Raw genomic sequence first — 25,683 nt, forward strand, 5'->3', positions numbered from 1 at the left:
GGCGTTCACCGGAGAATTCGCGACGTTCGCCCGATTGCGGACGGCTGTCACGATCACGGTTGAATGCGGGACGTTCGCGGCGTTCACCGGAGAACTCCCGGTGTTCGCCCGATTGTGGACGGCTGTCGCGATCACGGTTGAATGCGGGACGCTCACGGCGTTCACCGGAAAATTCGCGACGCTCGCCCGATTGAGGACGATCTGCGCGGTCGCGGTTGAAAGCAGGGCGCTCGCGGCGGTCCTGGTCACGTTTTTCTACGTAGGGGCGAGCCTCGCGCTTGGGGCCGCCCTGGCGGTCTTGCTGCAGGCTGGCTGCACGTGCGCGCGCACCCGAGCGCACGCGGGGTTCCGCATTGCTGGCTTTCTTTTTAGTGCCTGGGTTCAGGCTTAGTGTCTTGCGTTCAGATTGGTCTGACATGAATAAGGTATTAGAAGGGTTTTATAACCACCAGGATGAGGACCAGCAGCAGAACGATGACCGGAATTTCATTGAACCAGCGGAAGAATACGTGTGAGCGGCTTTGTTGCCCTTGCTGGAACTGCCGCAGATAGCGTCCGCACACACCGTGAAAGGCAAACAGGACCAAGACCAGGGTCAGTTTGGTGTGCATCCAGCCCTGTCCTTTGCCTATGCCGTAATACAAAAACAATCCCAGGCCTGTCAGCAAAGTCAAAATGGCCAGTGGAGCCATAAAGCGATACAGGCGCCGGGCCATGCCCAGAAGCGTTTCATAGGTCTTGGCATCTTGCTCCTGGGCCAGATTGACATAGATACGGGGCAAGTAGAACAGCCCTGCAAACCAGGAGGTCACAAACAAGATGTGAAATGTTTTTAGCCAAAGCATGATTTAACCACGCATTTGGCCATTGCCGTGCAAGACCCATTTGTAGGTCGTCAGGCCTTCCAGGCCAACCGGGCCGCGGGCATGAAGACGGTTGGTGGAAATGCCGATTTCTGCGCCCAGGCCGTACTCGAAGCCGTCGGCAAAACAGGTAGGCAGGTTCACCATGACGGAGCTGGAATCCACTTCGCGCTGGAAGCGTTCGGCCAGGCTCAGGTTTTCCGTCACGATGGATTCGGTGTGCTCGGAGCTGTACTGGGCAATATGATCCATGGCCTGGTCCATGGAGTCCACAATGCGGATTGCCAGAATGGCCGCGGCAAATTCGGTTTCCCAGTCTTCCTCGGTAGCAGGGGCCACATTGGCGACCAGAGCGCGGGTCTGCTCACAGCCACGCAGCTCCACCCCTTTTTCCTGCAATTGGCGGGCCATTTCTGGCAGGAAAGCCGGTGCAATGCTGCGGTGAACCAGCAAGGTTTCCATGGTGCCGCAAATACCGTAGCGGTAGGTCTTGGCGTTGAATACGATGCGAGTCGCTTTTTCCAGATCGGCAAATTCATCCACGTAAACGTGGCAATTGCCGTCCAGGTGCTTGATCAGAGGAACCGTGGCTTCGGCGCTCAGTCGTTGGATCAGGCTCTTGCCACCACGCGGAACGATGACGTCCACGTAGTCGTTCATGGTTACGAGCAAGCCAACGGCATCGCGATCCGTGGTGGGAACCACTTGTACGGCTTCTTTGGGCAAACCAGCACGTTCCAGGCTGCTGGAGATAATCTGTGCCAAAGCCTGGTTGGAGTGAAAGGCTTCGCTACCGCCGCGCAAAATCGTGGCGTTGCCGGATTTCAGGCACAGGGCGGCGGCGTCAATGGTCACATTGGGGCGCGATTCGTAAATGATGCCGATGACACCCAAAGGCACACGCATTTGAGCCACACGCATGCCGTTAGGGCGGGTGCGTGAGGCACTGATCTGACCGACCGGATCGTCCATGTCGGCAATCTGACGCAGGCCGGTGGTCATGATCTCCAGGGCGCGGTCGGACAGGATCAGGCGTTCGATCATGGCCGGGGCAATTTGACGTTCACGTGCCGCTTGCAAGTCCAGCTCGTTGGCTGCTTGCAACTGGGCTTTTTGCTCAATCAGGGCATCAGCCATATAGCGCAGGGCGTCGGCCTTGGCTTTGCCTGTGGCGGCGCGCATACGACGGGCAGCAAGCTGGGCGCGCTTGCCCAGATCTTGCATCATGGAAGACAGATCGCCGACCTGGGTGGCGGCAGAGGACTGGGTGATATCGTTCATAGCCGTGTAACTCTCCGGTTCAAGAGAGCATTATCGCAACAATTAAGAAGTTAAGGGGTATCGGACGCCTAGCGGCGTGGCGCTTGTGTCGCGACCGCGATACGCATGGTCAGGCGGCGCATTTCTTCCCACGGGTCTTGCTGACGTCCGTTGGGGTGCAGGCCTTTGATCAAACGGTCTATATCGTGTGCATGCAGAACTGAAGCGGGCCAGCTTTGAGGCGGGATACGCTCCAGGGCCTGACGAACGAGTTTTTCACGCGGGCCAAAAATGCGGTACTGGCGAAACAGGTTGGACAGGTCCTGCCCTTGTTGACGCGCTTGTGACAAGCGGGCCAAGGTACGCACTTCTTCGCCTACAGCCCACAAAACCAGGGGCAGGGCTTCGCCTTCTGCCTGCAAGCCATCAAGCACCGTCAGGGCGCGTTGACTGTGGCCTGCCAGCATGGAGTCGCGCAGATCAAACACGCTGTAGCGAGCTACGTTCAGAACCGCGTTTTCCAGTTCTTCCTGGCTAAGCTGGCCAGGTGGGTAAATCAGGGCCAGTTTCTGTATTTCCTGATGGGCGGCCAGCAGGTTGCCTTCAACCTTGTCAGCCATCCATTCCAGGCTGTTACGCTCCAGGCTCTGGTCCTGGGCTTTCAGGCGGTGGGCAATCCAGCCTGCCAGAGAGTTGCGGTTGATGGGCTGGATTTCAACCCAACAGGCCACTTGTTCCAATGCCTGGCACCATTTGCTGTTGCGCGTGGCCTTGTCCAGGCGGGGAAGTTGAATCAGAAAGCTGGTGCCATCCATTTGCCCACCGCTGATTAGCTCGCAAAGCTTTTGCAGGGCGTCGCCGCCTGGCTTGCCAGGTTTGCCGCTGGGAATATTGATATCTACCAGCTTTTGATCGCCAAACAGGGAAATGTTCTGGGCCACAGCAAACAGCTGAGACCAGTCGGCACGCGCATCCAGGGTAAAGCTGCTGCGTTCGGTAAAGCCGTCCTGGCGGGCGCGGGCGCGCACGGCATCGGCGGCTTCAACCAGCAACAGGGGCTCGTCACCGGACACCACATAAAGCGGTTGAAAGGCTGCGGATGGCGTGGCCAGCTCGCGCAGCAAGGTGTCGTGGTCGGCCCTGCGTCCCATTCTTACAACGGAGCCTGTTGTCGAGTGGGCAGCAGTTCCATCTCTTCCATGGAGCTGGCCTCTGGTTGGCTACTTATGTAATGGTAGGCGCTGGTCACGTCGGGCGAACTCAAGCGACGCACAATGCGATTGATCAGAGACTGTTCCATATCGCGGAAAATCATCTCGATTTCGCTATCTTTGGCTTGTACTGCTTCGGCGTCGTACGGCACTTCACGAATGACGTTCAGTGTTGTGGGCGGCAGGATCACGCGGCCTTTGGCGTCCAGCAGCTCGAACACAAATGTCAGTTGCAGTTCGTACTCTTCCACCTGGCCTTTGGCGTTGATGGAAATTTCGCGTTGATTACGGCTGTGGGACAGCTGTTGCAAGATGGCTTCAGCGTCTTGCGGGCGCTCCACAAAGCGGGTTTGCGGTGAACTGGCCGACAAGGTTCGACGCAGATTCGCGCCAAACGCACTGTTGTCCGTAATGTTGGTGTAAATCGTGTCGAACGGCAGCGGGGCCACCCCTTTCAGGTGAAAGCCACACGCTGTCAGAACAACACTGAGCAGGATCATCAAGCCCGCCAGTCCCCAGAACCTGGGAGCAGGAACAGACAAGGAGCTGGAAGGAAGCAGGCGGGCTAGGTGCATGATTAACCTACGACGTTAACGAGTTTGCCAGGCACCACAATGATGCGCTTGGCGGGGCGGCCTTCCAGATACTTGAGCACGGCAGCGTGTTCGGCTGCGGCTTGTTCAATGGCGGCTTTTTCCGCTCCCTGAGGCACGACCAATGAACCGCGCAGCTTGCCATTGACTTGCAGCATCAGCTCCACTTCGTCGGCAATCAGGGCTTGTTCATCGACCTCGGGCCATTGGGCGTCGAGCATATCGCCCAGGCTGTCTGCCCAACCCAGTTCACGCCACAACTGCCAGGTGATGTGAGGGACCACAGGGTACAGCACGCGCAACAGAATGGACGTGGTTTCAGCCAGTGCACGTTGTGCGGCGGGAGTGTCTTCCCATTGAGTCTGCTCCAGGGTGTTGAGCATCTTCATGCAAGCCGAAACTACGGTGTTGTATTGAATACGTTCGTAGTCGTAATTGGCTTGCTTGAGCAAGGAGTGAATTTCCAGACGGGTGCGCTTGGCAGCGGCGTCCAGATCGCTCCAGTCGGTAGCCTGGGCGTTACCGGCACGCAGGGCATCGGCGTGGTTGTAGCAGAAGGCCCACAGGCGGCGCAGGAAGCGGTTGGCCCCGTCCACGCCCGAGTCCGACCACTCCAGTGTTTGCTCTGGAGGGCTGGCGAACATGATGAACAGGCGGGCGGTATCCGCGCCCATTGTGTCGATCAGGGACTGAGGGTCCACGCCATTGTTCTTGGACTTGGACATGGTGCCAATGCCGTTGTACTGCACGGGCTGGCCATCGCTCTTTAAGCGGGCACCGATAATCGCGCCTTTTTCGTCGTAAACGTTTTCGACGGTTTCAGGCCAGAAGTATTCGATACCCCCTTGTGGGGTGCGGCGGGTGTAGCTGTGGTTCAGCACCATGCCCTGGCACAGCAGGCGGGTGAAGGGCTCGTCAATCTTGACCAGGTCCATGTCGCGCATGACTTTGGTCCAGAAGCGGGCATACAGCAAGTGCAGCACAGCGTGTTCGATACCACCGATGTACTGATCCATGGGCATCCAGTAATCGGTGCGTGGATCGGTCATGGAGTCGTTCAGATTGGGCGTGGTGTAGCGCAGGAAGTACCAGGACGAGTCCACAAAGGTGTCCATGGTGTCCGTTTCGCGACGTGCCGGTTTGCCACAAGAAGGGCAAGCGCACTTCAGGAAGGCTTCGTGCTTGTTCAGCGGGTTGCCGCTGCCATCGGGAATCAGTTCTTCGGGCAGAACCACGGGCAGGTCTTTTTCTGGAACAGGAACCGGGCCGCAATCTTCGCAGTGGATGATCGGGATCGGGGTGCCCCAGTAACGCTGACGGGAAATACCCCAGTCGCGCAGACGGTAGGTGGTTTGTTTCTCGCCCAGATCTTGAGCATTCAGGTCTGCCGCAATTGCGTCCACGGCGGCGGCATGCGCCAGGCCGTCGTACTTGCCGGAATTGATGGTTTGACCTTGCTGCTTGTCGCCGTACCAGTCTTGCCATTGAGTGGCGTCGTACTCTTTGCCTTCAACGCCAATCACTTGTTGAATAGGCAATTGGTATTTCAGGGCAAAGGCGAAGTCGCGCTCGTCGTGAGCAGGCACGCCCATGACGGCACCGTCGCCGTAGCTCATCAAGACGTAGTTACCGACCCAGACAGGAACGTCCGCACCGGTCAGTGGGTGCTTGACGCTCAGGCCGGTAGGCAGACCTTCTTTTTCACGGGTGGCCATATCGGCTTCCGTGGTGCCGCCTTTCTTGCATTCTTCAATAAAGGCAGTCAGCTCGGGATTGTTGCGGGCAGCCAGGGCGGCCAGCGGGTGTTCAGGAGCAACAGCACAGAAGGTAACGCCCATGATGGTGTCCACGCGGGTGGTGAACACGTACAGACGACCGTCCTGAATCAGCTGGCCTTGCTCGTCACGAATATCGTGAGGGAAGGCAAAGCGCACACCCTGGCTCTTGCCGATCCAGTTTTCCTGCATCAGGCGCACACGTTCGGGCCAGCCGGGCAGGCCGGTTTTCACGGTGTCCAGCAGCTCTTCAGCGTAGTCGGTAATGCGCAGGTAATAGCCGGGGATTTCACGCTTTTCAACCAGCGCGCCCGAGCGCCAGCCACGGCCTTCAATAACCTGCTCGTTGGCCAGAACGGTTTGATCCACCGGGTCCCAGTTCACGGTCTGGGTCTTGCGGTAGGCAATGCCTTTTTCCAGCATCTTCAGGAACAGCCACTGGTTCCATTTGTAGTATTCGGGATCGCAGGCACACATTTCACGCGACCAGTCGATAGCCAGCCCCATCGCCTGCATCTGCTTTTTCATGTAGGCGATGTTGTCGTAAGTCCACTTGGCGGGTGGAACCTGCGATTTGATGGCGGCGTTTTCAGCGGGCATGCCAAAGGCATCCCAGCCCATGGGCATGAGAACGTTAAAACCGCGCATGCGTAGCTGGCGCGCCATCATGTCGTTGATGGTGTAGTTGCGCACGTGGCCCATGTGTAGCTTGCCACTGGGGTAGGGCAGCATGGAGCATGCGTAAAACTTGGGTTTGAGCGAGCCATCGGGAGCGGTGGCGTTTTCGACGGCGCGATAGGCGTCCCGATCGGTCCAGTTTTGCTGAGCGAGTTGTTCAACCTCGCTGGGGTTGTAACGTTCCTGCATGAGTGGCAATACCGTTTTAGACAAAAGTAAAGGAGTATCCGCCATTATACGGGGCAAATCTCGCTGTGGACGGCTGCAAGGTGGGCAGTGTGCATGAGCGTAATGGCAGACAGGAGGCAGGCCTGTCACAGCAGCCTGTGAAGGGCAAAAAAAACCCCTGCAGGGCAGGGGCTTTTTTTGAAAACCAGTCCGCTGCAGGAGCGGGGCGCGAATTAACGCAGCTTGGTTTCTTTGTACTCGACGTGCTTGCGAACGACGGGGTCAAATTTCTTGATCACCATCTTTTCAGGCATGTTGCGCTTGTTTTTGGTGGTGGTGTAGAAGTGACCGGTGCCGGCGGACGATTCGAGTTTGATTTTTTCGCGTATACCTTTAGCCATGATGAGCTCCTGGTTAAATGTTTAAGAAGCGCAGCTTAGTATTTTTCGCCGCGGGAGCGCATTTCGGCCAGAACGGAGTCGATACCGTTCTTGTCGATGGTGCGGATAGCGTTAGCGGAAACGCGCAGGCGAACCCAGCGGTTTTCACTTTCAACCCAGAAACGACGGGACTGCAGGTTTGGCAGGAAGCGACGCTTGGTCTTATTGTTGGCGTGCGAAACATTGTTGCCCGACATTGGGCCTTTTCCGGTCACTTGGCATACGCGTGCCATGGTCATACCCCTTGAGATCTAAATCAGCCTCCGCTAAACGAAAAAAGCCGCGGGCGATTGTAAAATTAGGATCGTGTTAACCCCAGTGCTGGGGTACAAAGAAGATTATTCTAATATGGAAAAATCACTTAGATCAAGTTTTACCGTGCTTTCCTTGCTGCGTTGCGGCCAAACAGCCACGATAAGACGGCACAACTGGCCAATACGGCGGTCAATGGCAAAGCATTGGAAGAGGCCCAGCTGCTGACCGCAAAACCGGCCAGCGCACCACAAAGCATTTGCAAAGCGCCCATCAGGGCCGAGGCGGTTCCCAGGCGATGGCCTTGTTCAGACAGGGCAAGGGCCGCGGAATTGGGGTTCACAAAGCCTTGGCACGCCATAAAGCCCATCAGCGTCACCATCAGCCAGGTCAGGTCCAACACGCCCAGCAGGGTCAGAACGGCACCCAGCAGGGTAAAGATCACTTGCAGTCCCTGTGCCACGCGCAGCAAAGTGGGCGGGCTGTACGTATTGAGCAAACGGGCGCTGACTTGAGAGAAAACAATCAGACAGGCGGCATTGGCGCCAAAATAAAAACCGAAATGGCGTGGCTCGACTGCAAATAAATCAATAAAGACGCGTGGCGATCCGGCGATATAGGCAAACATGCCTGCGGAACTGAAACCGGCGGCCAGCGAATAAAACATGAAAGGCCGATCACGTAGCAAGGCGCTGTAATTATGAGCAATCAGTTTGGGTTGCAGTGGCAGGACACGTTCGGGGGTCAGGGACTCTTTCATGGTGAAAAAAGTCAGCAGCCACAAGAGCACGCCACAGCCAGCCATGAAGTAGAAAATACCGCGCCAGTCGCTAAACAGCAGGATCTGGCCACCGATCAGTGGGGCCAGAATAGGCATGACACCCATGATCAGCATCAGCATGGACAGGGCGCGGGCGGCTTCACGGGTCTCGAAACGATCCCGGATCACGGCACGGGGAATGGCCATGCCAGCTGCACCACCAAAGGCCTGAACAATGCGCCACACGGTCAATTCATCAATATCGCTGGCGCGTGCACAGAAAAAGGAAGCGGTGGTGAAAATCAGCACGCCCAGCAGCAAGGGCAGCTTGCGCCCGAAGCGGTCGGCCATGGGGCCGTACACTAATTGAGCCACGCCCACACCCAGCAAGAAACCAGCCAGCGTGCGCTCTACCATGCCCGCCGAGGTGTTCAGACTCTGGGCCATTGCCGGGAAGGCGGGCAGGTACATATCAATGGCCAGTGGCCCCAGGGCAGTGAGCAGCCCCATCAAGATGAGCCAAGGGGGAAATGCAGGGGAGTGGTTGCGTGTCATCGGGCCAAGTATTAAGGTGGGGCAGATCCTGGCCGAGAGCCTGAACCCACTACCCTGTGCCGAGCATCAATGCAAACCGATGCAATGGGCCAAAGGCAGGCAGTTTAGCATGGGGCAAGGTCAATTCCGGTCTAAGTGCTTTAGGTGTGAAGTACATGATTCGTGACTTTGACGCAACGGATTCAGGGGCTGATTGTATTAGGCTACAGGATTGACAGCTTACGGGCGGTGTGTCGAAAGAGGCGACACATTGTCATCTTTGTTTGTTTACATACAAGGAGGCGAAGTTGAGTTCAATTTCATCAATGGTCCAGGCCAAATTAGATCAACTCAGCATCCCGGTTCGGCTGACCTTGCCCAACGGCGAGCAAGTTGGCACGGCTGATGCAGCGGTTCATCTGATCATTAAAGATAATGCCACCTTGGCGCAGCTGGCCGCAGGGCAATCCGGGCAGTTGGGAGAAGCTTACGTGGAAGGGCGTATGGACTTTGAGGGCTCCATGCGGGATCTGATGCAGCTGGCAGCGGATATTTTGCCGGGCTCCCCGGTTGATGCTGCTCAGGCAGGCTGGCTGACTTCCATCGTCAAGCACCTGACCTCGGTTTGGCGTCACTCCCAGGAAAGGGATGCCAAACAGATCCAGTTTCATTACGACTTATCGGACGATTTCTACGCCTTGTGGCTGGACCCGCGTCGGGTCTACTCCTGCGCCTATTACCGCGAACCGGACATGACGCTGGCACAGGCTCAGGAAGCCAAGCTGGACCACATTTGCCGCAAGCTGCGTCTGCAGTCGGGCGAACGCTTTCTGGATGTGGGGGCCGGGTGGGGCGGGCTGCTGATGTGGGCGGCTGAGAACTACGATGTGGACGTGACGGGCATCACCTTGTCCCGTAACCAGCATGCCTATGTGAACGGGCTGATCGAGCAGAAAGGTCTGTCGGGCCGGGCCCGCATGATGTTGCTGGATTATCGCGAGCTGGATGAACTCAAGCCTTATGACAAGCTGGCCTCGGTCGGGATGTTCGAGCACGTGGGCCGCGCCCAGCTCAGCGCCTATTTCGACAAGTTGCGCCGTTTGGTCAAACCCGGTGGTTTGATTCTGAATCACGGCATTACAGCCGGTGGCGTGGACAATAGCCAACTGGGTGCCGGGATGGGCGACTTTATCGAGAAATACATTTTCCCCGGCGGAGAGCTGACCCATATCAGCCATGTGCTGCGTCATCTGGCCGAAGGTGGTCTGGAAGGCCTGGACATTGAGAATCTGCGTCCGCACTATGCGCGCACGTTGTGGGCCTGGAGCGATGCTTTGGAAAGTCAGTTGGACAAGGCCAAGGCCACGCTGGATTCCGAGCAGGGTCAAAAATCCTTGCGTGCTTACCGGGTGTATCTGGCAGGTTGCGCCATGGGCTTTGAGCATGGCTGGATTGCCTTGCATCAGGTTCTGGCTCAGGCGCAAAGTGCTGGGCGAGCACAGGAGCTGGATTACGCGCCAGACCTGGTGTATCCGTGGCGTCGGGACTATATGTACCAGCGTTAGGGGCGCGGTCTGGAGGGGCAAATGACAAGGCTTTATGCCTTGTCATTTGTCTTTTTTGGGGCTGCTTTTATGCCACTCCATCAATTTTGAATTAATAAGTAACAAAAAAAAGTTCAGGAAATCGCTAAAACCACGCCAAACAAGGGTTTTGTTGCGTTTTCGCCATTGACATATTTCAAGATTTTGTTGGTTTTACACGGTAAGAATTTGTTTTTGATTGCAAAGGCCCGTAGAATGGCCTCCTTATCAGATTCATCAATTCGACTTAGAGCCGCCTGAACAGCGTGTTCTATTCGCACCAAATCATCGCCCCGCGCGGTGTAACCCTGGCCCAGCCGTTTTGTTTCGGTCAAGGCAGGGAACGGTAAAAGAAAGGGGGCTCAGCCCCAAACACCGTTCCGGGTTTTTCGTGAGTGCCTGGCACTCGCTCTATACGTAGGTATGTATTGGCGATAAGAGCATCGTCTTCCGCACACCCCTTTAGCCTTGGCGCCGACTGATCATGCAGGACGCGTCCACAGTAACTCAAGGAGGAGCATCATGTCTTCATACTTCCCTCACGCCGGTGCCAAGTCGCGCTTGCACCGCTTTCCCCTGATTCAAGCCTCTGTGCTGACCAGCATCTTGCTGGGTTTGTCGTCCGCAGCACAAGCCGCTACCCCGGTTGCCTGTGAACTGGACCGCGCTGTCCGTTTTGGCGGCATGAATTGGGAATCCAACCTGGTCCTGACTGAAGTCGAGCGTTTTATCGCTGACAAGGGTTATGGCTGCAAGACTGAGGTCATCTCGGTCGAGACGCTTCCGGCCTTGGCCGCATTGGAGCGAGGCGACCTGGATGTCAACACTGAAATCTGGCTCAACAGTGTGGCGGACCCCTGGAAACAGGCTGAAGCCAAGGGAAATGTAAAACGTATTGGCGATATTTATATGGGTGGCGAAGCCTGGTTCATTCCACGCTACACCGCCGAGCGTCTGCCTGAATTGAAGTCCGCAGCGGATTTGCCCAAGTTCAAGGATGAATTCAAGGACCCTGAAGAACCCGGTAAAGGCCGTTTCTATGGCTGCCCGGCAGGCTGGGGTTGTGAAGTGGTCAGCGGCAATCTGTTCAATGCCCTGAAACTGGGTGATACCTTCACCTTGTTCTCGCCCGGTACCGGTGCCACGCAGAAAGCGGCCTTGACCTCTGCTTATCAGCGCAAGGAAAACGTGGTGTTCTACTACTGGTACCCTACGCCGCTGGTGGGCTCCATGGATCTGGTCAAGCTGGAACTACCCGCTTATGACGAGAAAAAGCACGGGTGTCTGACGGACCCGGATTGTGCCAATCCAGAGCCTAGCGATTACCCCGAAAATCCGGTGTTCACTGCCGTGAATACGGAATTCTCCAAGCAAGCTCCCGAACTGACGGCCTTCCTGGCTAATGTCAGCATGCCCCTGGAGCTGATGAACGACACCATGGCCCACATGGAAAAAACCGAGGGTGAGCCCGAGGATGTGGCGAACTGGTTCCTGAAAGAGCACGAGGACATCTGGTCCAAGTGGGTGCCCATGGAAGTGGCTCAGCGCGTAAAAGCCGCTCTTTAGTATTCGTGTTGTTGTAGGGCGAGGCCGGCCTCGGTGACTGCACCCCATGTGGGTGCGGGTACTGAGCCGTACCTCGCTTTTCTGCCTGGTCCCATTGTGGCCGGCAGGCTCATGGCCGGGCGATATGCCCGCGCCGCATGCACGAGTTTTACGGAGTGTTTTTTATGTTTCCTGAGTTGATTGATCCGCGTGCCTTACGTTTGCCCATCGATCAGTTCGTGGGTGATCTGGTTGCCAATTATTCCAGTACCTTGCGCGCCATGACCCAGCCTTTGCTGGACATGCTGGTCTTTATGGAGTCCATCTTGCGCAGCAGTCCCTGGTGGGCCGTTGTGCTGGTGGTGGTCGTGCTGGGCTGGGCTGCCAGCCGCCGCGTCCTGTTTTCCGTGGCCATGGGTGCCATGCTGTTTGTCATCGGCTTGATCGGTCTGTGGGATGCTGCCATGCAGACCTTGGCGCTGATGATTGTGGCCGTGTTCCTGTCTGTCCTGATAGGCATACCGCTAGGTCTGTTGATGGCCAGCTTCAATTGGCTGCGCCGCATCATGATGCCAGTGCTGGACGTGATGCAAACCATGCCCAGCTTTGTGTATCTGATTCCGGTAGTGATGCTGTTCAACCTGGGCAAGATCGCCGCCCTGATTGCCACCATTATTTACGCCATTGCGCCGGTAATTCGTCTGACCGATCTGGGTATACGCCTGGTCGACAGCGAAGTGCTGGAAGCCTCGCGTTCCTTCGGGTCCAACCGCTGGCAGCAGCTCTACGGGGTGCAATTGCCATTGGCCATGCCCAACATCATGGCGGGTATTAACCAGACAACCATGATGGCGCTGGCCATGGTGGTGATCGCCTCCATGATTGGCGTGCGAGGTTTGGGCTACGAAGTGCTGCAAGGTATCAACCGCCTGCAAGTAGGCCGTGGCCTGATGGCCGGTTTGGGTATTGTGCTGCTGGCTATTCTGTTTGACCGTATCACACAAGAATTTGGCCGCCGCTTTCAGACACGGGAGGCCTCATGAGCAAGATTGAAGTTCGCAATATCTACAAGATCTTTGGCTCCCAACCCGAGCGCTGGCTGGAAGAGGTCCGCAACGGTGTGCGCAAGGACGAGCTACTGGCCAAAAGCGGCCACACCTTGGGGTTACGTGACATCAGCCTGTCCATTGAGCATGGCAGTATTTACGTCATCATGGGCTTGTCCGGTTCGGGCAAGTCCACCTTGATCCGCCACTTCAACCGTTTGATCGAACCGACAGCCGGGCAGATTCTGGTCGATGACGTGGATGTGATGAGCCTGGATGGCAAGGCGCTGATGCAGTTCCGCCAGCAAAAGATCAGCATGGTTTTCCAGCGTTTTGGCTTGTTCCCGCATCGCACGGTGCTGGAGAACGCGGCCTACGGTCTGCAAGTGCAGGGCATAGGACGTACCGCCCGTGAAGAGAAAGCCACTTACTGGCTGGAACAGGTAGGGCTTCAAGGCTTCGAGAATCAGTATCCGCATCAGTTGTCTGGCGGTATGCAGCAACGTGTGGGTCTGGCGCGTGCCTTGGCCACCGATGCCGACATTCTTCTGATGGACGAAGCCTTCTCCGCGCTGGATCCGCTGATTCGACGTGAAATGCAGGACCAGTTGCTGGAACTGCAGGCCCGTCTGAACAAGACCATTGTGTTTATTACGCATGATCTGGACGAAGCGCTGCGTCTGGGCAACCGGATTGCCATTCTTAAAGATGGTGAATTGATCCAGGAGGGCTCGCCCGAGGATATTCTGCTCTCTCCCGCTAGCGATTATGTGCAGGCCTTCTTGCAGGATGTGAACCGCAGCAAAGTGCTGAACGCTGCTCATGCGGTGCGCGATTCCAGCAAGACGCTGACCTTCACCATGCGTACTCGTGCTGTTCATGCGTTGGAGCGCTTGAGCGAACGGGGCGTGCGTTATGCGCCTGTGCTCGATGGCAAGCGTTTGGCCGGTGTCTTGATGCGCTCCAGTGCTCAAGAAGCAGTGCAACAAGGTGCACGGGATATCTCCGGTTTTGTGGACGAGATGAGTTCCGTGCCCGCCACCATGGGTCTGGATGAAATCCTGGGGCAATTGCTGCGTAGCAGCGAACCTTTGGCCGTCACGGGCGAGAATGACGAGTTCCTGGGCCTGCTCTCGCGCAGCAAGGTCGTGGACCTGGTCAGCCCGCTTATTGATGCGGTTGAAGCGTCGCCGGATACGGCTGCTGAATCGACTCCGAGCGATACTGCCAAGATCGTGGAAGCCATTGAAGGCAGTAAACCTGCTGCCTGAGTTAGCCTTGTCTTGCTAAAGCGATAAAGAAAACGGGACCAGTTGAATAACTGGCCCCGTTTTTTTTTGTTTGTGCTTTGACGGTTCGGCTTATTTAGGCCTTAGGCTTTTAGTGCTGAGCAATGAGCAATGAGCAATGAGCAATGAGCAATGAGCCGCTGGATGTCTGAGTCTGCCATGGGCCTGAATGCCGGCAGCTCATGCTTTGCTTGTTAGGACGCCCGCGCCTTGCGTCTTGCCGGATTGTAGATACGCAGAATATGGCTGTACCAGAATAGCAGCAGCAAGGCCGAGGCCCCCAGGCCCAGGCTGGACATGGTCCACAAGCTGGCCGCACCCACAGGCGCACCCGGTGCCAGCCACTGAATAACCCCTTCCAGCGATCCGGCTGCCGGTCCAAACCCTAACCACCAGCCACCGCCCAGACCCAGCACGCTCAAGGCAAAGAACTGCAGCAACATGGGAACAAAAGCCACTTTATAGGCGCGCAGCAAATAGGAGATCAGGCACTGGAACGCGTCGAAAAAGTGGAAGAAGGGCAGCAGTTGCAGCAAGAGCAGGGCGCGCAGGGCTACGTCGGCATCGTCGGTATAGGCATGGGCCAAGGTAGGGCGCAGCAGAACCAGCAGGCTGATCGTCAGCGTGACCCCGGCCAACACAATCCCCAGACTTAACATCCCTACATGGCGGGCACGATGATATTGCCCGGCTCCAATGGCTTGAGCGCTGACCGAGGCCGCAGCAACACCCACGGCCATGGGCACCATAAAGCAGACAGCGGCCAGATTGGCCATGATCTGGTGTGCACCCGAAGCAAAAACCCCTTCACGGGCTACCAGCAAAGCCATGAAGCTGAAGGCGCAGATCTCGATCAGGTAAGAGCCGCCCATGGGCAGGCCCAGGCGCAGCAGTTCTTTCTGCGCCGTCCAGCTAGGCAGGCCCAGTCGCAAGCTAAAGGGCTTGTAGAAGCGGTCGGCGCGCAGCAGCCACAGGCCAGCAGCCAGCATTAGCCAGGAAACCACGGTAGTCGCCAGGCCTGAACCGACGGCTCCCATGGCTGGTAAACCGAATTTCCCGAAAATCAGCATCCAGTTGAACAGGGCCTTGAAGGCTACGCTGAACAGATTGATCAGCATGACGGCTTTGGGGCGAGAGGTTGCCGTGCCCAGGCAGTAAATCGTTCGGAAAACCAGGGAGGCGGGCAGGGCCAGAATCAGGCTGCGCAAATACCAGGTCACCCGGTCGTGAACCTCAGGGCTTAAATCGCCCGACCAGCTTAGCCAGATATTGGGAAAGGCCAGCGCCAGGGTGCCGATCAAGGTCAGCAACAGGGCCAGCCACACACCTTGCCCCCACCAGCGGCCTACTTCAGTCAGGCGGCGCGCGCCAAATTGCTGCGCAATGATAGGAATCAGGGCGTGGATGACACCCATCAAGCCGATAAAGACGGTGATGTAAATGGATACGCCCAGGCCCATGGCCTGCAAGTCGACCGGACTGCTGTGGCCGACCATAACGGTATCCAGCACCCCAAAGGCGATACCCGCCCAGGAGCCGACCAGCACAGGCCAGGCCTGATGCAGGATCTGGCCTGCCTGGCCTTTCCAGTTGTGATGAAACACGGAGGACATGATTGAAACTTACTGAGCTTGTACTCGCAGCAGACGGAAAGCCTCATGACGATCTGGCCCGCGTTTACCTTGCCAGAGCTGGACCGCATTGTCAGGAATGGGGGCCTTGCCATCTTGCAGGTCGCGCAGGGAGAACTGTTCCAGCACCAAAGAGCAGCGGTTGTCGAAATTGATCTTGATGTTGTTAAACACCAGGAAGGAGGCACGTTGTCCCGAACCCAGGCCCCAGGAGCGCAGGCATTCGCCGGGCTGCCTGTGTTCGCGCAGGGCGGCGGACAGTTCACCGGAGACGTCTCGGTAACTACGAACGTAGTCCAGCGAGGGCATCCACAGGGTGACCAGCAAGAGCCAGGTCGTAATCAGGCCACCTGCGGACAAGACCGTGCCGCGCAGCAGTCCTGGCGGGTTGGTGGACAGGCGCCAGCGTACCAGGGCGATCCAGGCGAGCGTACCCAGCGCGGCAATAATCATGACCGGCCAGGAGATAAAGGTGTCATAACCTTGAGTCTGGCGGGCGATATTGTGCGAAATCTGACGTGGCCAGCCGGTTTGTTGCGCAATCCACCCCAGCCAGACCGTGGTTGCCGTCAGCGAGAAGCACATGATGGCAAACCAATCCAGCGTATTGACCACGCCACGCCGCAAGGTGGGCAGCGAAAACGCGGCCAGGACGGCGCAAGGTACGACCAGAAGGGCGTATTCAGGCTCGAAGGCATCGCGGATAAACAGCAGGCTCAGCAGCGGGACCAGCAGGCTGATGGCAGGCACATAAATATGCGGGGCCTTGAACCAGCTGCGCCACTGCCACAGTGCCAGCAGTGCCAAAGGCCAGGTCGGCCAGAGGAACCACAGCAAGTCACGCAAATTATTCAGTTGTTCCTTGAAACCCGCCCAGCCCCAGGCGGCTAGATGCCATAGACGCCACTGTTCAGTCCAGTACACACTGACGCGTTTGGCGGGAATCCACCAGGCCATGATGATGGCCAGGGTCAGCACGGCGCTCAGGGCCAGCCATTGGCTGTGCTGACGCAAGGGGCCGCGTGGAATGAAGCACAGAACGGTGGCCAGCATGATGGGGCCAGCGCCCAGCCAGCCACGGGTCAGGAAGCAGGCGCCCAAAGACAGGCCCAGCATGATCGCACCGGAAGCGGGACGGTCAAACATGCGCACCAGACTGTACAAAGCCAGAGCCTGGAAGGCAATGATGGCTGGTACTTCCGAGGTTTCGTGCATACGCCAGAGGATGCCGACCGTGGCTACCGTCAGCAGCAAGGTGGCGTCGGCAATCATGCGCCCATAGTCCGTGGGCGAGGGCTCGCCCCCAAAGGGCAGGCGCAGCGGTTGGGCCTCAGGGCGTCGAGCCAGCCAGTAGGCGCTGTGCCAGACCGAAGCCGCCAACATGCCGAACCACAGCAGGTTAGGCAGTCGGGACGCCACAATATTGGCATTCAGCTCGGAGGTAAAGAGTTTGAGCAGTGGCGCAAACAGCGTAATGAACAGGGCACCCAGCCAGGTGGTCAGCGGCCCGTCCTGGGCATGTGCCAGATCGCCCACCTGCGGCAACAACAAGGCCTGACCGCTGGGATCTGACAAAGCGGTAAGCATGGTTGCAAGCCCGATGACATCGTCTGCCTTCCAGGGATCACGGAAAAACAGACCCGCAAGAATGTAAATAGTCCCAACGACCAGCAGGACGAATCGGGGAAGTTTGACGGCAGCGGTAGCAGTCAGGCGAGCAGGGGTGGAGGTGGGTATGAGGCTGGATGACACGTCTAGGGTAAAACAGTCTGTTGATTCGCCCTATCTTAATGCAAAGGGGGCGCCTTGGCCGGGAAATGTGCGGTAAAAAAAAGGCAGCCGAAGCTGCCTTTTTTGCGCTGAACGCGGTATGTCGAGAAAGAGAGCTTATTCGCCTTTCTTGACGGTACCAGCCGTACGGGCAAAACGGGCGCGGAATTTTTCAACGCGGCCAGTTTCCACGATACGGGTTTGAGCGCCCGTGTAGAAGGGGTGCGACTCGGACGTCACGTCACACTTGAACAGCGGGTAAGTCTGACCGTCTTTTTCGGTGGTTTCGCGAGTCTGGACAGTGGAACGGGTGATAAAGGAGTTGCCCGTTTGCAGGTCCAGAAACACCACGTCACGGTATTCTGGGTGAATGCCTTCTTTCATGATGATTCCTGTTTTGACAAATAAGGACCGCCAGCAAGGCACGTATTTACAAAAATAAAGCTGCGCAGGGCAGATTTCCAGTCTTGTAAGTACCGGCACTAAAAAGCTAGAGGGCTGTTTTTTTAACCGAGTTTGGGTTTTGACATCCTGCCCGATTGAATAATGCCTAAAGACTTTTTGCCACGTATCCGATGAAGCCTGAAATTTTAGCATTGAGCCGCCGCTTTTCAAAGAAAACTCCATCAAAGCGCGGCACAAGTGCAACAAGAAGCCGCCTGATGTTGGGCGTCAGGTCCCGAAACCCGGAGATTGTCTGGGTTCGGGACGTCTTGTTTGATGGTCGATAAGGTCGTCAGTCGATTTGTTTGCGCTTGCGGAAAGACAGAATCCAGATGCCGACCGCCAGCTCAAGTGCCGCAATAATCCACAAGCCGCTTTGGAAATTACCGCTGGCGTCTTTCAGAGCACCCAACATGAAGGGCGCGTCAAAGCCGGCCAGGTTGGCGACCGAGTTGATGAAGGCCACGCCAATAGCTGCTGCCGAGCCTGCCAGAACGGCGTTAGGCAGTTGCCAGTACACCGGGATGCAACCCATGGTGCCGGACACGGCAATAATCAGGCTGATGAAGGCCATGCGCAAGGGTGCTGCTTGTCATGGGGTGTCTCCTTGTGTTGTACGGCGTGTTATGGCTGATCTGGGGGCAGGCGCTCGGCCATAAGCTCGCAGGCAGCAATGATGGGATTGATCACCGGCACAGCCAGCCTGCTTTGCAGCGCTTGGGCGCTTTGGGCCAGTGGCCCGCCGCCGATGATGACGGCGCGGGCACCGTCCTGTTCGATACATGCCGCGACGCTATCGGCCAGTTCCTGGTTCTGACGTTCAGGAGCCTGGGCCAGATCCAGCGGGGCGGTAGGGGTCAGGCGCAGGCCGGAGAACTGTTCGCTCCAGCCATAGCGCTGTACCTGATCCAGAATGGATTGCTCCAGACCGGGGGTAGTAGTGGCAATGCCAAAAGGCGTGCCGGCTCGGGCGGCCTGCACCATGGACGCCTGACCGATGCCGATGACCGGAACCGTGAAGCGCTCCGTCAGGGCTTGCAGGCCGGGATCTCCAAAAGCGCCGACGATGACGCCGTCAACGTCTTGCGCCTGGGCTAGCACCTGCGGGTGCCTGGATATGGCGGCGGCCTGCTCCAGTTCTTCCATTTCGGTCAACATGCCCGGTCCCTCGGGGGCGGTCAGCCCCCGGACCTGGATGTCGCGGCGCTGCAGGCTCTGGAAACAAGCCTGGGCAAGCGCCACCATCATGTCCGTGGTGGGACGGGAAGTATTGGGGTTGATGAGCAGTACGGTATGAGACATAAATACAAGGGCCGCAGCAAGGCGGCTTTTTAAGTGAATCAGGTATCCAGGGGGCGACCAAAGGTTTCGGGCGCCAACTGCAGGACAGCGGCAAAGGTGACGTACATGCCCGCCATCAAGGTGAACATGCCGGCTACACCGTAGCCTTCCAGCACCCAGCCGCTAAGCGTAGGGATAAATGCGCCCGCCAAGGTGCCCAGTGCCAGAATGAAGGCGGTGCCAAAGGCGCGGACACGGGTGGGATACAGCTCGGGGGAGAAAATCCAGATCGTGGTGTTCAGCAGCAGCACGCAGAACTGGAAGGCTGCACCGAATAGCAGCACCAGGTAGATATTGAAGCTCAGGAAGCCAAAGGCCAGACCGCTGGCGCAAGCCAGTAACGCTCCGTAGGTGAAGACGCGCTTGCGAGGCACGCGGGAGCCCAGATAAGAGGCGGTCAAGGCACCCAGCAGGCTGCCCGACTGCATCAGGATCGTAAAGGTATAGCTTTTCACCAAAGAATAGCCTTGCTCCACCAGCAGGGTAGGCATCAGGGTCAGAACCGTCAGCTGTGCGCCATAGGTCATGCACACGGCAATGCCGGTCACCAGGGTGCGCATGGCCAGCGGGCCTTGGAAAATCTCGTTCAAACGCACCCGCTCTGCCTTTTGTGCCTGCGGGCCGCTGTGCAAATAAGGATAGGGATTGGCAACGTGGCGGCCCAGCTTGCCCGAGGCAAGAATATTCAAAACCTGATTGGCCTCCTCGATACGCCCTTGCGACACCAGAAAACGGGGCGTTTCAGGAATGTAGCGACGATAGAACAGCACCATGAAGGCAGGCATGACCAGCAGGCCAAACACCCAGCGCCAGCTTTCTGGGCCGGGAAAGAGGGTGAAGACCAGCAAGCCGAAGGCCGGGGCCAGCATATTGCCCAGACCGCCACCTGCGACGTTGATCGTGCCGACAGCCGTGCCGCGAAAGCGTGAGGAGCAGAACTCGGCCAGCATGGTGACGGCAATCGAGATTTCGCCACCCAGCCCAAAACCCACAATCATGCGACCCAGGCCCAGTACCCAGTAGCTGGGGGCCAGGGCGCAGATCAGGGCGCCCAGCGTGAACAGGGCCAGATTGATGGTCAGCATGACGCGGCGACCGTAGTGGTCGGCGATATAGCCGGACAGCAAGCGCCCCAGGGCCGCAGCGGCAAAGGTCAGGGTGTTCAGAAACCCGACATCGCGAGGCGTCAGCCCCCAATGTTCCTGAAGAAGCGGACCGACCAGGCCCACGGCATTTTGCTCGAGCACGTCAAACAGGACGCCCAGCAAAATCAGGGCCAGCACTTTGCGGTGCGAGTTGGTGACGCCTATGGTTTCCAGCGAGTCTTCCAGTTGCTGCTGAACCGTGTGATTGTTGGCCGTAGAACTGGCCTGCGCCTGCCCGGTATCGGCTGGCAAGGTTTGCTGCTTGCTAGACATGGTTTCTCCTCGTTTCAGGGCGTGTATGGCCCCAGCATTATTTTTTCAATCATTATGGTTATGAAAAAATATTTTCAAAACTAGGGTAAACGAGAAAGATTTTGCAGTGTCTACAGATTGTCGGAGCAGGGCGTTGATATACAAGGATTTTTAATAAAAAAAGGATCATCGCCGTTTGCGTATGATCCTTATCTGAATCCAGCCATGAAACCCCTGAGCTGGCTTGTCTACGGAGTGCCTGATATGGGCCTGTAATACGAGAGTAGCGGTCTACAGCTCCAGAAAGCTGTCGTGGAAAGCCTCCACCAAGCCTAGATGACGACGCCCGGCAGGTCCGGCCTGATCCATCACCTGGCTCAGGATCAGATGGCACAGCCCGACCACCGCCACGTGGTTATCCAGCACACCGGGTGACTGGACATCACAGCGCAAAGTCCAGCGACAGGCGCTTTTCTCCGGGCTGAGCTGGTCAGTGATGTGCAGCACATTCGGGTTCAGCTGCGCCATCTGACCAATCAGCTGCTCCATATTGCGCACCCGGCGACGCAGGGCGAAAATCACCACGACATCGTCAGCGTGTATGCCTGCCAGATGTTCCCCCATGGTCTCGCCAGGGCCGGGAATCAGTTGAGCCTCGGGGACAATTTGCAGCAACTGCCAGCGAAAGTAATTGGCCAGGGCATGGCTGGATCGAAACCCCAGAACCCATACTTTGCGCGCACCCAGAATGGCCTGGGCGATTTCTTTCAGCAACGAGTCGGGGATGCGTCTATAGGTAGCGGCCAGGTTGTTCTGACTTTGCTGCAAGTGTGTGGCCAGCGAGCGTTCGGCTTCTGTTTCAGTGGCTGCCAGCAACAGGGGTGAACCTGCTTTCTTTTCGGAGCGCACTTGTTTGCGGGCGGCCTCGTAATTGCTGTAGCCCAGGCGTCGAATAAAGCGGGTGACCGTCGCATTGGACACATTGGCCAGGGAGGCCAGCTCCGAGGCGGTGTAGCCGGCCAGGTCGCCCGGAAAGTCCAGGGCAAATTCCGCCAGACGTCGCTCTGATGGGGATAGATCGTGAAGAATGTCACGTACGCGTCCAACAAAGGACTTGACGGCGGGATCAGACATGGCGCTCCGTACTCTTGTAGTGTGTTCTGGATTTTACGGGGAAGCTCATGGAACTGTATCAAAAATAAGGTGGCATTCATCGCCCTGAATCGTCTACAGATCTCCGCGCTCGGCCATGGAGACAGTCTGGCTGGGCGTGACAATAATGTGGTCCAGCAAGCGTATATCGACCAAAGCCAGTGCCTGGCGAATGTGACGGGTCAGCCGGATATCGGAGGCGCTGGGATAGGCGGCACCGGAAGGGTGATTGTGCGCCAGAATAATGGCGCAGCTGTGGTGACGCAGGGCGGCGCGCAAAATCTCCCGTGGGTAGACTGAAGCCTGGTTGACTGTGCCCCGGCTGATCTCCTCGGCGCAGATCAGTCGCAGCTGATTGTCCAGAAACAGGGCCAGGCAATGCTCCACGGGTAAATGTCCAATATGGGCCAGACAATATTCGCGCACCTTGTCCGCCTGGTTCAGCACCGGCAAGTCCGTAAGTGATTCCAGGGCGCAGCGGCGTTGCAGTTCCCGGATAACCAACAGTTCCGCACATTTGGCCGGCCCGATTCCGTCCAGTTGGCGCAGGGCAGATGCATCAGCCGATAATAATCCTTTGAGTCCGTTAAAATGGTCCAGCAACATCTGGCCCAGCTCGACAGCATTGCGCCCGCGTGTACCGGTGCGCAGGACAATACCCAGCAGTTCCGGGGTGCTCAGACAGGCAGGACCGTGCGCCAACATGCGCTCACGGGGCCCTTGGCGGCGTAAAGTGGATGTGGCCATAAGAAACGCTAAAATGCGGTAATTGAATGATTTTCTATAGTGAGCGATCGTGAGTAACTCTGCTAGTTCCGAGCTTGGAATTGTCCGTCAGGATTCCTACCTGACTTTGCACTATCGTATAGAGCTGGCCAGTGGCCCGGCGGCAGGCTCTGTATTTGCGGATACCTTTACGGGCCGCCCGGCGACCTTGCAACTGGGCAATGGTCAGTGGGCCCCCGGTATGGAAGAGAAACTGCTGGGTCACCGTGAAGACGAGCGCTTTCAGCTCGACATTGCTCCCGAGGATGCATACGGCGCCCGTAATCCGGACCTCTTGCAGCGCATCACTCGCGAAATGCTGGCCAGCAACGCCGCCGAAGGCGCGGAATTCGTGCCCGGTGATATGGTGGAGTTTGCCGCCCCTAATGGCAGTCGCTATTCGGGCGTGCTCAAGGAAATCGACGACAAGACTGCCTTGTTCGATTTCAATCATCCTTTGGCCGGTGTGGCTTTGCGCCTGGATGTTCATATTTTGGGGATTCTGTAATGAGTCAAGCTACTCCCGTTCAGAACGCTGAGGTTGTTCTGGCCCAGCCCCGTGGATTCTGTGCTGGGGTCGATCGCGCGATTGATATCGTCGAACGCGCATTGGAATTGCACGGTGCACCAATCTACGTGCGCCATGAAATCGTCCATAACCGTTACGTGGTGGAAGACCTGCGCAATAAAGGGGCGATCTTTATTAAAGAGCTGGACGAGGCTCCCGCGGGTGCGATCGTTATTTTTTCGGCTCACGGCGTATCGCGTCAGGTGCGTGACGATGCCGAAAAGCGTGGTCTGAAAGTCTTTGATGCCACCTGCCCGCTGGTGACCAAAGTGCATATCGAGGTCTCTCGCATGCGCGCCGAAGGCCGGGAGATCATCATGATTGGTCACGTCGGACACCCTGAAGTCGAGGGTACGCTGGGGCAAGCTGACGGCGGCATGTACCTGGTGGAAACGCCCGAGGACGTCGCTAACCTGAAAGTGGCTGATCCCGACAAGCTGGCCTTTGTGACGCAAACCACCTTGTCCGTGGATGATGCGGCAGTTGTGGCCCAGGCCTTGCGTGAACGCTTCCCCAATATTGTGGAACCCAAGAAAAGCGATATCTGTTATGCCACACAGAACCGTCAGGATGCGGTCAAGATCATGGCTCCACAGTGTGATCTGGTCCTGGTGGTGGGCAGTACCAATAGCTCCAACTCCAATCGTTTGCGCGAAGTCGCCGAACGCAAGGGGGCTGAAGCCTATCTGCTGGATAAGCCGGAAATGATTGATCCGGCCTGGCTGGTCGGTAAAAAGCGCGTGGGTGTGACGGCCGGCGCTTCTGCTCCGGAAGTTCTGGTGAATCAGGTGATTCAGCGCTTGCAGGAACTGGGCGTAGGCAAAGTGCGGGCCCTGGATGGTGTGGAAGAAAACATTGCCTTCCCGCTGCCCCGAGAGCTGTCGCGCAAGATTGAAAGCCTGAACAAATAAAAAAACGATTTTTGCAGGGTGGACAGGAGACAAGATGATTCTGTATAGCTACTTTCGCAGTTCCGCCGCTTACCGAGTGCGGATTGGTCTGAACCTCAAGGGTCTGGACTATCAGATCAAGCCTGTACACCTGCTCAAGGATGGTGGTCAGCAGCATCGGCCCGATTATGTGCAGATCAATCCTGTGCAGTTGCTGCCTGCTTTGGATGATGACGGTCTGATCATCACGCAATCCCTGGCCATCCTGGAATATCTGGACGAACGCTATCCTGAACTGCCTTTGTTGCCCAAAGCGTCGGCAGAGCGGGCTTGGGCACGTTCCATGGCCCAAACCGTGGCTTGCGATATTCATCCGCTGAATAATCTGCGCGTGTTGCAGTATTTGAAAAACGAACTGCACGCCCAGGAAGATGCTCGCAATCAATGGTATCGCCATTGGGTCAGCGTAGGGTTGGAAGGCCTGGAAGCCTTGGTGCAGCGCCATGGCAAAAAGGATCATGACTTTATTTTTGGTGATACTCCAGGTCTTGCCGAAATCTGCCTGATTCCTCAAATGTTCAACGCCCGTCGTTTTGACATTGATCTCAGCACATTTTCACGCCTCTTGGCTGTAGAGGAAAAATGTCTGGAGCTGTCCGCCTTTCAGGAAGCAGCCCCCGACCGCCAGCCCGACGCGGCTTGAGTATCAGCATAAGGGCGGTCCCTTGTTGGGCCGACCAGACTTCACCCGCCTGACAGGCGGGTTTTTCTTGCCCCGCTTCAATTGGCTGGATGATGTTGGGGGCGTAAAGGACGAGACATGAATATTGGTTTTTGTGGTTTGGGCCGTATGGGTCAGCCTATGGTGCGCCGCTTGTTGAATGCCGGTCATCAGGTTCGTATCTGGAATCGTTCCAAAGACAAGGGGCAAGCCCTGATCGAAGCCGGTGCCCACTGGTGCGATACCCCGGCGCAAATGGCCGAGCAGTGCGAAGCCGTGTTCCTGTGTGTCTTCGATGCACAGGCGGTGCACGACACGGTCCTGGGCGAGCAGGGTTTGGCGTCGGTACAGGGAGCCTTGCGGATTGTGGTGGACCATTCCTCGATTCCTCCCCAGGCCACACGCGAGATGGCTGCCCAATTGCAGCAACGTTGCGGGGCTCATTGGCTGGATGCTCCGGTATCCGGCGGTGTGGGCGGAGCAGAACAAGGCACGCTGGCCATCATGGTGGGCGGGCAGGCGGCGCAGCTGGATCGTGTTCGTCCGGTGCTGGCCGCGTATTCGCAGCGCGTCACCTTGATGGGGGCGGTAGGGGCCGGCCAAGTAACAAAGTTATGCAATCAGACCATTGTGGCCACTACCTTGACCGCTATCGCCGAGGCCTTGAGCCTGGCCAATGACAATGGCGTGGACGCCTCCAAAATCAGTGAGGCCCTGGGGGGCGGTTGGGCCGATTCGGTTTTGCTGCAATTGTTCGTGCCGCGCATGACTACGTCCGACAATCAAGTAAAAGCCTCGGTCGATACCATGTTGAAGGATTTGAATACCGTGGCGGAGCTGGCCAGTGTCAGTCACACCAGCATGCCGGTGGCTCATGCGGCCCAGCAAACCTATCGTGCGGCCCATCGTTTGGGCTTGGGCGCAGACGATGTCGCTCGCATTACGCATGTGAATAGTTACAATTACGGGGAATAAACTACCATCAGTCAAACTTAGTTTCGGTATTA

At 57.2% G+C, this 25,683-nt stretch carries 24 protein-coding genes and 1 pseudogene; 8 read left to right on the forward strand and 17 right to left on the reverse strand.

All coding sequences use genetic code 11. The features are described 5' to 3' along the window. The 9 genes and pseudogenes from U2949_RS01760 to U2949_RS01800 all read right to left on the reverse strand — a co-directional run. Positions 1 to 418: pseudogene (locus tag U2949_RS01760) on the reverse strand (DNA methyltransferase); the annotation flags it as partial. 10 nt (positions 419 to 428) lie between these two features. Further along, a complete protein-coding gene (locus U2949_RS01765; protein WP_321285812.1) occupies positions 429 to 845 on the reverse strand; it encodes a CopD family protein in 417 nt (138 codons plus the stop codon). 3 nt (positions 846 to 848) lie between these two features. Continuing rightward, on the reverse strand, positions 849 to 2,144 hold the full coding sequence (locus U2949_RS01770; RefSeq protein WP_407654147.1) for a glutamate-5-semialdehyde dehydrogenase: 1,296 nt from the start codon (positions 2,142 to 2,144) through the stop codon (positions 849 to 851). A gap of 68 nt (positions 2,145 to 2,212) precedes the next feature. Further along, positions 2,213 to 3,274, reverse strand: a complete 1,062-nt coding sequence (gene holA, locus U2949_RS01775) for a DNA polymerase III subunit delta (RefSeq protein WP_321285814.1) — start codon at positions 3,272 to 3,274, stop codon at positions 2,213 to 2,215. Positions 3,275 to 3,276: 2 nt separating this feature from the next. Further along, positions 3,277 to 3,909 (reverse strand): LPS-assembly lipoprotein LptE, encoded by a 633-nt coding sequence (locus U2949_RS01780; RefSeq protein WP_026483068.1) that lies wholly within the window; start codon positions 3,907 to 3,909, stop codon positions 3,277 to 3,279. Between the two features lie 2 nt (positions 3,910 to 3,911). After that, positions 3,912 to 6,569, reverse strand: a complete 2,658-nt coding sequence (gene leuS, locus U2949_RS01785; protein ID WP_321285817.1) for a leucine--tRNA ligase — start codon at positions 6,567 to 6,569, stop codon at positions 3,912 to 3,914. Positions 6,570 to 6,781: 212 nt separating this feature from the next. Continuing rightward, the gene (gene rpmG, locus U2949_RS01790) at positions 6,782 to 6,949 is read right to left on the reverse strand and encodes a 50S ribosomal protein L33 (RefSeq protein WP_003802781.1); all 168 of its coding nucleotides are present in this window, start codon (positions 6,947 to 6,949) and stop codon (positions 6,782 to 6,784) included. Between the two features lie 35 nt (positions 6,950 to 6,984). Next, the gene (gene rpmB, locus U2949_RS01795; RefSeq protein WP_003802782.1) at positions 6,985 to 7,221 is read right to left on the reverse strand and encodes a 50S ribosomal protein L28; all 237 of its coding nucleotides are present in this window, start codon (positions 7,219 to 7,221) and stop codon (positions 6,985 to 6,987) included. A 140-nt stretch (positions 7,222 to 7,361) separates the two neighbouring features. Then, positions 7,362 to 8,510 carry a Bcr/CflA family multidrug efflux MFS transporter gene (locus tag U2949_RS01800; protein ID WP_321285819.1) on the reverse strand — a complete coding sequence of 383 codons (1,149 nt, stop codon included), beginning with the start codon at positions 8,508 to 8,510 and terminating at the stop codon, positions 7,362 to 7,364. 350 nt (positions 8,511 to 8,860) lie between these two features. Here U2949_RS01800 and U2949_RS01805 point away from each other — a divergent pair, with 350 nt between their 5' ends. The 4 genes from U2949_RS01805 (at position 8,861) to U2949_RS01820 (ending at position 13,979) form a co-directional block, all read left to right on the forward strand. Further along, entirely contained in the window at positions 8,861 to 10,099 is a 1,239-nt protein-coding gene (locus U2949_RS01805; RefSeq protein WP_035274497.1) for a class I SAM-dependent methyltransferase, read from the forward strand. Between the two features lie 540 nt (positions 10,100 to 10,639). Continuing rightward, positions 10,640 to 11,683 carry an ABC transporter substrate-binding protein gene (locus U2949_RS01810; RefSeq protein ID WP_035274495.1) on the forward strand — a complete coding sequence of 348 codons (1,044 nt, stop codon included), beginning with the start codon at positions 10,640 to 10,642 and terminating at the stop codon, positions 11,681 to 11,683. A gap of 164 nt (positions 11,684 to 11,847) precedes the next feature. Next, positions 11,848 to 12,705, forward strand: a complete 858-nt coding sequence (locus U2949_RS01815; RefSeq protein WP_009456478.1) for an ABC transporter permease — start codon at positions 11,848 to 11,850, stop codon at positions 12,703 to 12,705. After that, on the forward strand, positions 12,702 to 13,979 hold the full coding sequence (locus U2949_RS01820; protein ID WP_321285825.1) for a quaternary amine ABC transporter ATP-binding protein: 1,278 nt from the start codon (positions 12,702 to 12,704) through the stop codon (positions 13,977 to 13,979). Before U2949_RS01815 ends, U2949_RS01820 begins: the two co-directional genes overlap by 4 nt. A gap of 212 nt (positions 13,980 to 14,191) precedes the next feature. On the opposite strand, the gene U2949_RS01825 is transcribed toward U2949_RS01820, so the two are convergent. From U2949_RS01825 to radC, 8 genes are all read right to left on the reverse strand, one after another. Beyond that, positions 14,192 to 15,610, reverse strand: a complete 1,419-nt coding sequence (locus tag U2949_RS01825) for an MATE family efflux transporter (protein WP_321285828.1) — start codon at positions 15,608 to 15,610, stop codon at positions 14,192 to 14,194. Positions 15,611 to 15,619: 9 nt separating this feature from the next. Next, entirely contained in the window at positions 15,620 to 17,380 is a 1,761-nt protein-coding gene (locus tag U2949_RS01830) for an ArnT family glycosyltransferase (RefSeq protein ID WP_257722781.1), read from the reverse strand. 135 nt (positions 17,381 to 17,515) lie between these two features. Next, positions 17,516 to 17,782 (reverse strand): type B 50S ribosomal protein L31, encoded by a 267-nt coding sequence (locus U2949_RS01835; protein ID WP_009456467.1) that lies wholly within the window; start codon positions 17,780 to 17,782, stop codon positions 17,516 to 17,518. 352 nt (positions 17,783 to 18,134) lie between these two features. Continuing rightward, entirely contained in the window at positions 18,135 to 18,416 is a 282-nt protein-coding gene (locus U2949_RS01840; protein WP_026483060.1) for an MFS transporter, read from the reverse strand. Positions 18,417 to 18,466: 50 nt separating this feature from the next. After that, on the reverse strand, positions 18,467 to 19,144 hold the full coding sequence (locus U2949_RS01845) for an aspartate/glutamate racemase family protein (protein ID WP_257722780.1): 678 nt from the start codon (positions 19,142 to 19,144) through the stop codon (positions 18,467 to 18,469). A 38-nt stretch (positions 19,145 to 19,182) separates the two neighbouring features. Further along, positions 19,183 to 20,601: an MFS transporter gene (locus U2949_RS01850; RefSeq protein WP_026483058.1), complete on the reverse strand. Its 1,419-nt coding sequence runs from the start codon at positions 20,599 to 20,601 to the stop codon at positions 19,183 to 19,185. A gap of 270 nt (positions 20,602 to 20,871) precedes the next feature. Beyond that, positions 20,872 to 21,714: a MurR/RpiR family transcriptional regulator gene (locus U2949_RS01855; RefSeq protein WP_257722779.1), complete on the reverse strand. Its 843-nt coding sequence runs from the start codon at positions 21,712 to 21,714 to the stop codon at positions 20,872 to 20,874. Between the two features lie 93 nt (positions 21,715 to 21,807). Then, positions 21,808 to 22,479 (reverse strand): RadC family protein, encoded by a 672-nt coding sequence (gene radC / locus U2949_RS01860; protein WP_022983307.1) that lies wholly within the window; start codon positions 22,477 to 22,479, stop codon positions 21,808 to 21,810. Positions 22,480 to 22,528: 49 nt separating this feature from the next. Between radC and U2949_RS01865 the strand changes: the two genes are divergently transcribed. The 4 genes from U2949_RS01865 to U2949_RS01880 all read left to right on the forward strand — a co-directional run bounded on the left by U2949_RS01865 (position 22,529) and on the right by U2949_RS01880 (position 25,651). After that, positions 22,529 to 23,005: an FKBP-type peptidyl-prolyl cis-trans isomerase gene (locus U2949_RS01865; RefSeq protein ID WP_257722778.1), complete on the forward strand. Its 477-nt coding sequence runs from the start codon at positions 22,529 to 22,531 to the stop codon at positions 23,003 to 23,005. After that, entirely contained in the window at positions 23,005 to 23,976 is a 972-nt protein-coding gene (gene ispH, locus U2949_RS01870) for a 4-hydroxy-3-methylbut-2-enyl diphosphate reductase (RefSeq protein WP_026483055.1), read from the forward strand. Before U2949_RS01865 ends, ispH begins: the two co-directional genes overlap by 1 nt. Before the next feature lie 34 nt (positions 23,977 to 24,010). Beyond that, the gene (maiA, locus tag U2949_RS01875; protein ID WP_026483054.1) at positions 24,011 to 24,658 is read left to right on the forward strand and encodes a maleylacetoacetate isomerase; all 648 of its coding nucleotides are present in this window, start codon (positions 24,011 to 24,013) and stop codon (positions 24,656 to 24,658) included. A 117-nt stretch (positions 24,659 to 24,775) separates the two neighbouring features. Next, positions 24,776 to 25,651 carry an NAD(P)-dependent oxidoreductase gene (locus tag U2949_RS01880; RefSeq protein ID WP_321285840.1) on the forward strand — a complete coding sequence of 292 codons (876 nt, stop codon included), beginning with the start codon at positions 24,776 to 24,778 and terminating at the stop codon, positions 25,649 to 25,651. The last annotated feature ends 32 nt before the right edge of the window (positions 25,652 to 25,683 follow it).

Source organism: Alcaligenes phenolicus, from assembly GCF_032063905.1.
Lineage (GTDB): Bacteria > Pseudomonadota > Gammaproteobacteria > Burkholderiales > Burkholderiaceae_B > Alcaligenes > Alcaligenes phenolicus.